Here is a 615-nt window from a genome sequence, read left to right as displayed (position 1 = left end):
ACTCATAACAAGTCAACAAAAAATTATTGGAGTTATTCAAATAATAAATGCAAAAACAAAATCAGGAAAAATTAGAGAATTTACAGAAAAAGATAAAATATATGTAAATTTTTTTGCTAATAATGCTTCAGTAGCAATAGAAAAAGCAAAAATGACAAGAGACATAATACTTAGAATGATAAAAATGGCAGAATTAAGGGATCCAAAAGAAACAGGTAATCATGTTAATAGAGTTGCATCATATAGTATTGAAATTTATGAAAAGTGGGCTAAAAATAAAAATATTGATTGGAAGGAAATAAAAAAAGTAAAAGATAATTTAAGAATAGCAGCAATGCTTCATGATGTTGGTAAAGTAGCTATATCTGATACAATATTAAAAAAACCTGGTAAATTAGATTATAATGAATACGAAATAATGAAAAAGCATACTATTTATGGAGCAAGACTGTTTGATGGAGGTTCTGAATGGGATTCAATGGCTGCAGATGTGGCTATTAATCACCATGAAAAGTGGGATGGAACTGGGTATCCAGGGTTTATCGATAATATATATAATGATAATTATAAAATAATAAAAAATAAAAAAGGAGATGAAATTTCAATATATGGAAG

The 615-nt window shown here is 26.7% G+C and carries 1 protein-coding gene; it reads left to right on the top strand.

Features of this window, described 5'->3' with window-relative positions:
• A partial coding sequence (locus N3F66_15180) for an HD domain-containing protein (GenBank protein ID MCX8125488.1) occupies window positions 1-615 on the top strand: 615 nt, incomplete at both ends.

This window comes from Spirochaetota bacterium, assembly GCA_026414805.1.
Lineage (GTDB): Bacteria > Spirochaetota > UBA4802 > UBA4802 > UB4802 > UBA4802.
The sequence above is the reverse complement of the archived record's forward strand: the minus strand, read 5'-3'. Positions and strand labels throughout refer to the sequence as shown.